The organism is Iodobacter sp. (genome assembly GCF_025352645.1).
In the GTDB taxonomy this organism is placed as follows: Bacteria; Pseudomonadota; Gammaproteobacteria; order Burkholderiales; family Chitinibacteraceae; genus Iodobacter.
The window spans coordinates 1-8,542 of sequence record NZ_JANXSO010000034.1; the positions used below are offsets into that span (position 1 = coordinate 1).

Here is an 8,542-nt window from a genome sequence, read left to right on the forward strand (position 1 = left end):
TATTGCAAGCATTGAAACATCGTAGGGCGGGTGCAACCCGCGTTTTTTTCAGTATGACTCGCGGGTTACACCCGCCCTACGAATCGCGGATTGCTTAAGTTGATAGGATTGGGGTGCACCCCGCGTGTTTACTCGGCATTGCTCGCTGGTTTCACCCGCCCTACATCCTCCCTGCTACTCCACCACTCAACCATCCGACGAACGTAGGTAAAAAACTTCATATAGGCATTTCATATAGGAGAAATCTCTCCTAGATTGGTGATTATGCCCAGCACATACTCTGTCCCTCTCCTTACAACAGATCCTCAGCGCCTCAGGTTACAAACGCTGCAGACAGAGTTTTGCAACGCTTGCAATTTAATCGCCCCCATCGCGCAACAACACCGCTGCTGGCATCGGGTGACCTTGCACCATTTGGCTTATAAAGTGCTACGCGAGCAATTGCCAGATTTGGGTGCGCAAATGGCTTGTAATGCGATTTATGCCATTTGCCGAGCTTACCGCACGCTATATGAACACCCGCTCAGTAAATGGAAAAACCTTCCAAGTGACGTTGCTTTACCTCATTTACATTTTTTACCCTCTGCACCTGTTTATTTCGACCGACATACCTTAAGTATTAAAGACAATACTTTATCCATGTTTACCCTAGAAGGACGGCTGCGTTTCCAATTGCAACTGCCTTTAGAGGTAACTGAAAGATTTGCATCCCAGCGTCTAAGAGAAATCATTCTTTTACAGATTAACCAGCAGTTTGTTTTGAATTTTATTTTTTTAGATTTAAACGAAGCCGCCCAATCCAATGCACAAGACGAATGGCCAGAGTATTTACTGACCATTGAAGCTGATTTGGAAGAGCAAAGCGATAATATAAAAACTTAATATTGCTTAAAAAAACGTGTAATTCCATTTTTAAAAGGAAATGGTATGAAACAGCATTTACAGCCGCGTTCCGAATTAGCCAGCGTATTGCATGGTTTGCGCCAGCATTTTATGGTGGCGGGCGTCTTTAGTTTTTTTATTAATTTACTGATGCTGGTGCCATCTATTTATATGCTACAAGTTTATGACCGCGTATTAGCCAGCCGTAATGAAACCACCTTAGTCATGATTACGGTGATTACGCTTGGGCTATATGGATTAATGTCTTTGCTAGAAATGGTACGTTCCAGATTATTGGTTAGAATTAGCAGTAAATTAGATTCACAGCTTAATGCACGGGTATTTACCGCCGCTTTTGAGCGCAATTTAAGAGCAGGCAATAGCGATGCTGGCCTCGCTTTAAATGATTTAAATAATATTCGCCAATTTTTAACCGGCCAGGGTTTATTTGCCTTTTTTGATGCGCCGTGGGCCCCCATTTATCTAGCCGTACTCTTTATGCTTGGCTCCCTATTGGGCTGGCTGGCCGTTGTAGGGGCATTATTACTCACCGGCCTTGCTTATCTCACCGAAATAGTCAGTAAAAAACCCATTGCCGAAGCATCCACCCATGCCAATTTAGCCACGCGCTTTGCTAATAATAATTTGCGCAATGCCGAAGTGATCGAAGCAATGGGCATGCTAGATGGCCTGATGCAGCGCTGGTACAAGCACCACGGCAAGTTTTTAGCCTTGCAAGGCGAAGCCAGCGATAAAGCCGGCAGCATTTCGGCCATTACCAAATTTACCCGCATTAGCTTGCAGTCTTTAATCCTTGGCGCTGGCGCACTGTTGGTGATTGATGGCAGCACCACCCCAGGCGCCATGATTGCAGGGTCTATTTTAATGGGCCGCGCTTTAGCCCCAATCGAGCTGGCCATTGGCACATGGAAGCAATTTATCGGCGCACGTTCCGCCTACGCCCGCCTGCAAGAATTACTGGCAACTTTTCCTGAACGCAAAACCGGCATGAGCTTGCCCCGCCCCAGCGGCCAATTAATGGTAGATAACGCTTCTGCCATGATTCCTGGCACGCAAAATATGGTTATCCGTGGCATAAATTTTGGCATGCCTGCTGGGCAAATCCTTGGCATTGTTGGCCCTAGCGCCTGCGGAAAATCCACTTTGGCGCGCTTATTAGTCGGCATTTGGCCTACCGTAATGGGCAAGGTAAGACTAGATGGCGTCGATGTTTACACATGGAATAAAGCCGAGCTAGGCCCATATATTGGCTATCTACCGCAAGACGTTGAGTTGTTTTCCGGCACCATCGCCGAAAACATCGCCCGCTTTGGTGAAATAGATAGCGAAAAAGTAGTGGCTGCCGCGCAAATGGCCGATGTACACGACATGATTTTGCGCCTGCCCCATGGCTACGACACCAGCATTGGTGAAGGCGGATCGGGCTTATCCGGTGGCCAGCGCCAGCGTATTGGCCTTGCCCGCGCCCTGTATGGCATGCCCAGCCTGATTGTACTGGATGAGCCCAATGCCAACTTAGATGAGCTAGGCGAGCGTGCCTTGGTGCAAGCCGTAATGCGCGCCAAAGAAGCAGGCGCAACTATCGTTCTTATCACCCACCGCACTCATGTACTGGCCGTCGTCGATTTGCTGCTGGTGATGGGGGACGGGATGCTCAAGTACTACGGCCCACGTGATCAAGTGTTAGCGGCGCTCAACCCACCGGCAGTCGCCACTCCCGCAATGACCTCTTAGGGCAGAAGAAACTCGCGGATTTATACGTCAAAAGTTTATATATGGCGGCTTGTACCCGCCCTACAACAACGATTGAGGCTTACACCATGCTAAAGCTTGCCAAACAAAAATCTCCCGAACCGATACTAGATGTTGATCAATCGCTAACCGATACCCGCTCCATCACACGGCTTGGCTTGTTTATTCTTTTATTTGGTTTAGGTGGTTTTCTTATCTGGGCGGCCTTTGCCCCGCTGGATGAAGGCGTGCCTACCAACGGCGTAGTGTCAGTCGAAAGCAAGCGCAAAGCCATTCAGCATTTACAAGGCGGGATGATTGCTAAAATTTTGGTTAAAGAAGGTGCAGAAGTTCAAGCAGGCCAGCCCTTAGTTTTACTCGATCAAACCCAAATCAACGCCGTTTTATCCACAGTACAAAACAACTACTGGCAAACCCAGGCGCTATCCGATCGGCTCAATGCTGAGCTAAACCATAAACCCAAAATTACTTTCCATGAAAATCTATTAAAAGCGCAAAACCCACAGGCAAAAGAGCTAATGGACGCGCAAGTTCAGCTCTTTGAAACTCGCCGTTCCGTGCTCAGCAATGAGGGCAATATTCTGCAGCAAAATATTGCAGGGATTAACGAGCAAATCACCGGCCTACGCGCCCTAGAAGCAGGCCGCAAGCAGCAGCTTAAATTGCTTGAAAAAGACATCGCTGGCCTACGTGATTTAGTGGCTGATGGCTACGCCCCACGCACCCGCCTCTTTGAAATGGAAAGGATTTTTGCTCAAGTTTCTGGCGAATATGGCGAAGGCTTAGGCCGAATCGAGCAAGCGGGCCGCCAAAAGGGCGAATTAAGCTTAAGAATTTTGCAGCGCACCCAAGAATTCAATAAAGAAGTAGAAACCCAATACAGCCAGATTCAAGGCGATTTAAACCGCTGGAACAATGAAATAAAAGGCAAAGAAGAAGATGTGTCTCGCAGCGTATTACGCTCCCCTGCCGCTGGCCGAGTGGTTGGGCTAAATGTGCATACCGTAGGCGGCATTATTCGCCCAGGCGAAACCCTGATGGAAATCGTTCCAGAAAACGACGAACTCGTGGTGGAAATCCAACTCCCCCCGCATCTGATCGATAAAGTTCACCCGGGTCTGCTGGCAGATATTCGCTTCTCATCTTTAGGCAATAAAGGCACACCGCCTATTTTAGAAGGCGAGCTCACCAGCATCTCCGCCGACCGCATCGTAGATCCGCGTGGCAATCCATATTTCAGTGCCAAAGTAGTCGTCACCAAAAAAGGCCTTGCCGCTCTTAGCAAAGACAAGCTAGCCATCCAGCCCGGCATGTCCACCGAGGTGATTATTAAAACGGGCGAGCGCAGCCTGCTGGATTACATCATTCGCCCTCTGCTTAACCGCCTTGCCTTTGCCTTTACCGAAAAATAAGGAGATCCCTATGCAAACCAAGATCTGCTTACTCACGCTGTTAATTTGCACCACAACTCATGCCGCAGACTTAAGTAGCCTTTATCCTAAGGCACTGCAAAACGACAGCCGCTTTGCCATCGCTAAGGCCCAAAACCTTGCCGCACAAGAAATTGTGCCCATCGCTAGAGCGGCGCTGCTGCCGAATTTATCGCTCTCTGCCCAAGGCAGCCGCGAATGGGTCAATAGCGAATTTGATGTCCCTGCTTTGGGTGGAAAAACCCGCAGCATTTCCACTGACTATACTTTTAATAGCCAAACCTACTCCGCCACCCTCAGCCAACCGCTGTTTAGAATGGTGGCGTGGGATACCTTATCCCAAGCACAATTTCAGCAAAAAGAAGCCAACCACGCCTTAGATCGCAGCCAACAAGAGCTGATCTTGCGGCTGGCACAGCAATATTTAGACGTACAGCTGGCTTACGACAAACTACAGCTACTGGGCGAGCAGAAAAAAGCCTATCGCGAGCAAAAAACCCAGGCCAACAAATGGTACGCCGCTGGCTACGGCACCGTGACTGATGTCAACGAAGCCCAAAACCGGCTGGATTTTGTGGATGCCGATATCTTGTCTGCAGAAGCCGCCCACAGCAATAAACTGCATGAATTAAGCGTTACCGTGGGCGAATCCATGAGCCAACTCGCCCACCGCAAACCCAGCACGATGCAGGCCGATTTACACCTACGCTACCCACTGGCCGAGTGGCTGAATCAAGCCAAACAAAACAACCCCGTTTTGTTTGAACGCCAAGCCTCCCTAGATGCCGCACAGCTAGAAATCAGCAAAAATATCGACCAACACCTGCCCACCGTAGATCTGCGGCTACGCAGCAGTTATGAGGACAGCCCCGGCTACACCACGGTGGATAATGTCATCAAATCAAATAGCCTAATGATTTACGCCAGCATCCCTATTTTTTCTGGGGGAGAAATCAACGCCCGCAGCAAACGCGCCGTCGCCTTTGCCACCGCCGCCAGTGAAGACCAACGCAATACCATGCAACAAGTAGAGCTAGGCGTGCGCCAACAATATATGGATCTAAGCTCCAGCGCCGCCCAAATCAAAGCGCTACAAGAAGCGGTGCGATCCGGCGATGTATTAGTCGAATCCACCCGTAAAGGCATTCAATCTGGCGTACGTAATAATGTGGATTTACTCAACGCCCAAAGCCGTTTCTTTGAAGCCCAACAAAAACACACCGCCGCCCAATACACTTATTTAAGTGGCTATATCAAATTAAAGTTTTACGCAGGAACCTTGCAAGAAAATGATTTGCAAGCGGTGGATCAGGTGCTGCGTTGAAGGATCAATCAACGGCGGGTTCCCCCCCTACAAAAACAATTAATTCCATAGAGCGGGAGAAACCCGCCAATATTTAACATGAAATATACATAAAACGAGGGCATCGATGCCGCCACACTCTAGCAATATCGCATTCAACCCCAAGCTAGAGCATATTCGTGCTTTAGCAGCACTATTGGTATTTTTCTTTCACGCTTTTCAATATTTTCATGGCAATTGGAAATCCTATCCAGATTGGCCCATGCTCGCCCTGCTCACCGAAGGGCATATGGGGGTGGGTTTATTTTTTACCCTTTCTGGCTATTTATTTATGAAAATAGCCTGCGCAGGCAATATTGATTATCGGCGTTTTATTTTTAACCGTTTTTTACGCATATTCCCCTTATTTTTACTGGTGTTTTTTTTAGCGATATCCCTTGGCCGGGATCGCTTTCAGCCGCAAGACTTGATCTATCTATTTATTAGCAATATCGGTAAGCCCGCCACCTCTGATTACTTTGTTACCGGTGCAGCATGGACGATTTCTATTGAATTTACCTTTTATCTTATCTTCCCATTTTTAGCGCTGTTTATTCGCCAGCAGGGCCTTATCTATATTGCGCGCTTACTCCTTATTTTATTGCTATTAAAATTATGCGTATTAAATCTAGCCGAGCACCCTGCGCATGTTATGCAATCCACCCTAATTGGCAGGCTAGATCAATTTTTAATCGGCATGGGCCTAGCCACCCTCAGCCCTAGCCCTTACTTTAAAAAAATATACCCATTAATAATGGCTATCTTCGCCATTATGGCAATCAGCATCATTAGATCAAAGTACACCATGCTATTTGATAGCGCTAGCCGCTCAATTCTATTGGCCTTCTGGTATAGCATCGAAGCATTAACATGGGGCTTGTTAATTTATAGCTACGCCAACACCCAATGGCGCTTACCATTATTTATAGAAAAATCACTCGCCTTTATCGGCCAAAGGTCTTACTCCCTTTATCTACTACACGCCATTATTCTCTATTTATTAAACACCTATTTACCTAATAGTATTGAACTTCCACTAGCTATACTTTTTGCCAAGATTATTTTAGCTTTGGCATTAAGCTGCCTATTAGCCGATTTAAGCTGGCGCAGTATTGAATTACCCTTTTTAAATTTACGCCAGCACTATGTACATTAATTTTTAACTTAATGGAGCATGACTATGAGCGATTGGACATCCGGCTATGTAGCAGATATTGCCTATACCTTCGGCTATTACGCCGAGCTCAATCCGCTACGGATTAAGCTTGCATTTCTGCATGCAGGTTTGGCCTGCCCAGAAATGGCCAATGCGTGTGAGCTAGGCTTTGGCCAAGGGATGAGTGCTAATTTACATGCCGCTGCCAGCGTTACCCAATGGCATGGTACCGATTTCAACCCTAGCCAAGCCGGCTTTGCCCAAGAGCTAGCCAGCATATCAGGCACCGGAGCTAAATTATTTGATGAAGCTTTTACCGATTTCGCCGCCCGCAGTGATTTGCCAGAATTTGATTACATTGGCCTGCATGGTATTTGGAGCTGGATATCGGATGAAAACCGCGCCGTGATTGTGGAATTTATTCGCCGTAAATTAAAAGTAGGCGGTGTTTTATATATCAGCTATAACACCCAGCCCGGCTGGGCCAGCTTTGCCCCCATGCGCCATTTAATGACCGAACACGCAGAGATTATTGGTGCAGAAGGCAATGGTATTGTGAGCCGTATTAATGGCGCATTAGAGTTTACCGAAAAGCTATTAGAAACCCAGCCCCTCTACGCCCGTGTTAATACACAAATTGGCGAGCGGATTAAAAAAGTAAAAGAACAAAATCGCCATTACCTAGCCCACGAATACTTTAATCGTGATTGGCTACCCATGCACTTTGCCACCATGACCAAATGGCTAGAATCCGCCAAACTAAGCTACGCCTGCTCTGCCCATTATTTAGACCATATTGATGCCATTAATTTAAGCAGCGAACAGCAGCAATTTTTAAATGATATCCCCGACGCAGGCTTTAAAGAAACCACCCGCGATTTTATCGTAAACCAGCAATTTCGCCGCGATTACTGGGTACGTGGCCCGCGTAAACTCAGCGATCTGGCCCAAGCCGAACAATTACGCCAGCTCCGTATCCTGCTGATCCAACCACGCCATGATATATCGCTAAAAGTAAATGGCAGCTTAGGCGAAGCCACCATGCAAGACCATATTTACGCCCCGATTTTAGATGCCATGAGCGATCATCAAATCATCAGCTTAGGCCAGCTAGAGCAAGCCACTCAACTCAGCCTTGCACAAATTCTACAAGCTGCCATCGTACTGATTGGCAGCAGCAACGCAGCCCTGGTGCAAGACGACGCACAGATCGCCAAAGCCAAAAAAGCCTGCGAAAAACTCAACAACTATCTCTGCAATCAAGCCCGTGGCAGCAGCGATATTAGCTACCTTGCCAGCCCAGTATCGGGCGGAGGAGTAGCCGTAGGCCGCTTTCAACAGCTCTTTTTATTAGCCCGCAGCCAAGGCAAAAAACACCCAGCAGAAATGGCCCAATTTGCATGGCAAATCCTCGCCATGCAAAATCAAAAACTCGTTAAGCAAGGCATCACCATAGAAAATACCGAAGACAATATTGCCGAATTAACGCAACAAGCGCAGCTATTTTGCGATAAGCAAATCGGCATATTAAAAGCACTGGGGATTGTTTAAAGGGTAGGTTTACTTAGGGCGGGTGCTACCCGCCGTTTTTCGTGTTTCAGCAATGCCCAGCGGGTTTCTCCCGCCCTATATGATTTGCAAGATGGCTTATTTTAAAACCTGCTGTGCAAGCGCATAAAATTGCTTTCTGGCCTCTATGCCATTATAGCCACCATTAATACTTAAACTAATAAACTCCACGGGTGACACGTCCAATACCTTGCCACGATATTTTTTCTTTAAAACATCCATATCCGCATGATTGGCTACATCATTTAAATTTTCCTGATTATGTCTCTTGCTCCGGAACCCTTGATTTAGCAATTCGTGCGGCGTAAAGTGAACGAACGTTCTGCTTTACGGAGGTGAATCATGTCCGTCAATGGCATCCAAATGCAAAAGGGCTTGTCTTTGCCTGAG

6 protein-coding genes are annotated in these 8,542 nt (G+C 47.3%); all 6 read left to right on the forward strand.

Annotated elements, in window-relative coordinates; all coding sequences use genetic code 11:
* The first annotated feature begins 462 nt into the window (after positions 1–462).
* The 6 genes from Q0R17_RS04170 (at position 463) to Q0R17_RS04195 (ending at position 8,134) form a co-directional block, all read left to right on the forward strand.
* Positions 463–882, forward strand: coding sequence for a hypothetical protein (locus tag Q0R17_RS04170; RefSeq protein WP_293932384.1), 420 nt, complete (start codon positions 463–465; stop codon positions 880–882).
* Positions 883–927: 45 nt separating this feature from the next.
* A complete protein-coding gene (locus Q0R17_RS04175; protein ID WP_293932386.1) occupies positions 928–2,637 on the forward strand; it encodes a type I secretion system permease/ATPase in 1,710 nt (569 codons plus the stop codon).
* An 86-nt stretch (positions 2,638–2,723) separates the two neighbouring features.
* Complete coding sequence (locus Q0R17_RS04180) at positions 2,724–4,067, forward strand: HlyD family type I secretion periplasmic adaptor subunit (protein WP_293932388.1); 1,344 nt, start codon at positions 2,724–2,726, stop codon at positions 4,065–4,067.
* Positions 4,068–4,077: 10 nt separating this feature from the next.
* The gene (locus Q0R17_RS04185; protein ID WP_293932390.1) at positions 4,078–5,409 is read left to right on the forward strand and encodes a TolC family outer membrane protein; all 1,332 of its coding nucleotides are present in this window, start codon (positions 4,078–4,080) and stop codon (positions 5,407–5,409) included.
* Positions 5,410–5,515: 106 nt separating this feature from the next.
* Positions 5,516–6,583, forward strand: a complete 1,068-nt coding sequence (locus tag Q0R17_RS04190) for an acyltransferase (protein ID WP_293932392.1) — start codon at positions 5,516–5,518, stop codon at positions 6,581–6,583.
* A 24-nt stretch (positions 6,584–6,607) separates the two neighbouring features.
* Positions 6,608–8,134: a class I SAM-dependent methyltransferase gene (locus Q0R17_RS04195; protein WP_293932394.1), complete on the forward strand. Its 1,527-nt coding sequence runs from the start codon at positions 6,608–6,610 to the stop codon at positions 8,132–8,134.
* Positions 8,135–8,542: the final 408 nt, after the last annotated feature.

Excerpts from the sequence above, each read along its gene's own strand:
- Q0R17_RS04170 (WP_293932384.1), top strand. The coding sequence starts at position 463 with ATGGCTTGTAATGCGATTTATGCCATTTGCCGAGCTTACCGCACGCTA.
- Q0R17_RS04175 (WP_293932386.1), top strand. The coding sequence starts at position 928 with ATGAAACAGCATTTACAGCCGCGTTCCGAATTAGCCAGCGTATTGCAT.
- Q0R17_RS04180 (WP_293932388.1), top strand. The coding sequence starts at position 2,724 with ATGCTAAAGCTTGCCAAACAAAAATCTCCCGAACCGATACTAGATGTT.
- Q0R17_RS04185 (WP_293932390.1), top strand. The coding sequence starts at position 4,078 with ATGCAAACCAAGATCTGCTTACTCACGCTGTTAATTTGCACCACAACT.
- Q0R17_RS04190 (WP_293932392.1), top strand. The coding sequence starts at position 5,516 with ATGCCGCCACACTCTAGCAATATCGCATTCAACCCCAAGCTAGAGCAT.
- Q0R17_RS04195 (WP_293932394.1), top strand. The coding sequence starts at position 6,608 with ATGAGCGATTGGACATCCGGCTATGTAGCAGATATTGCCTATACCTTC.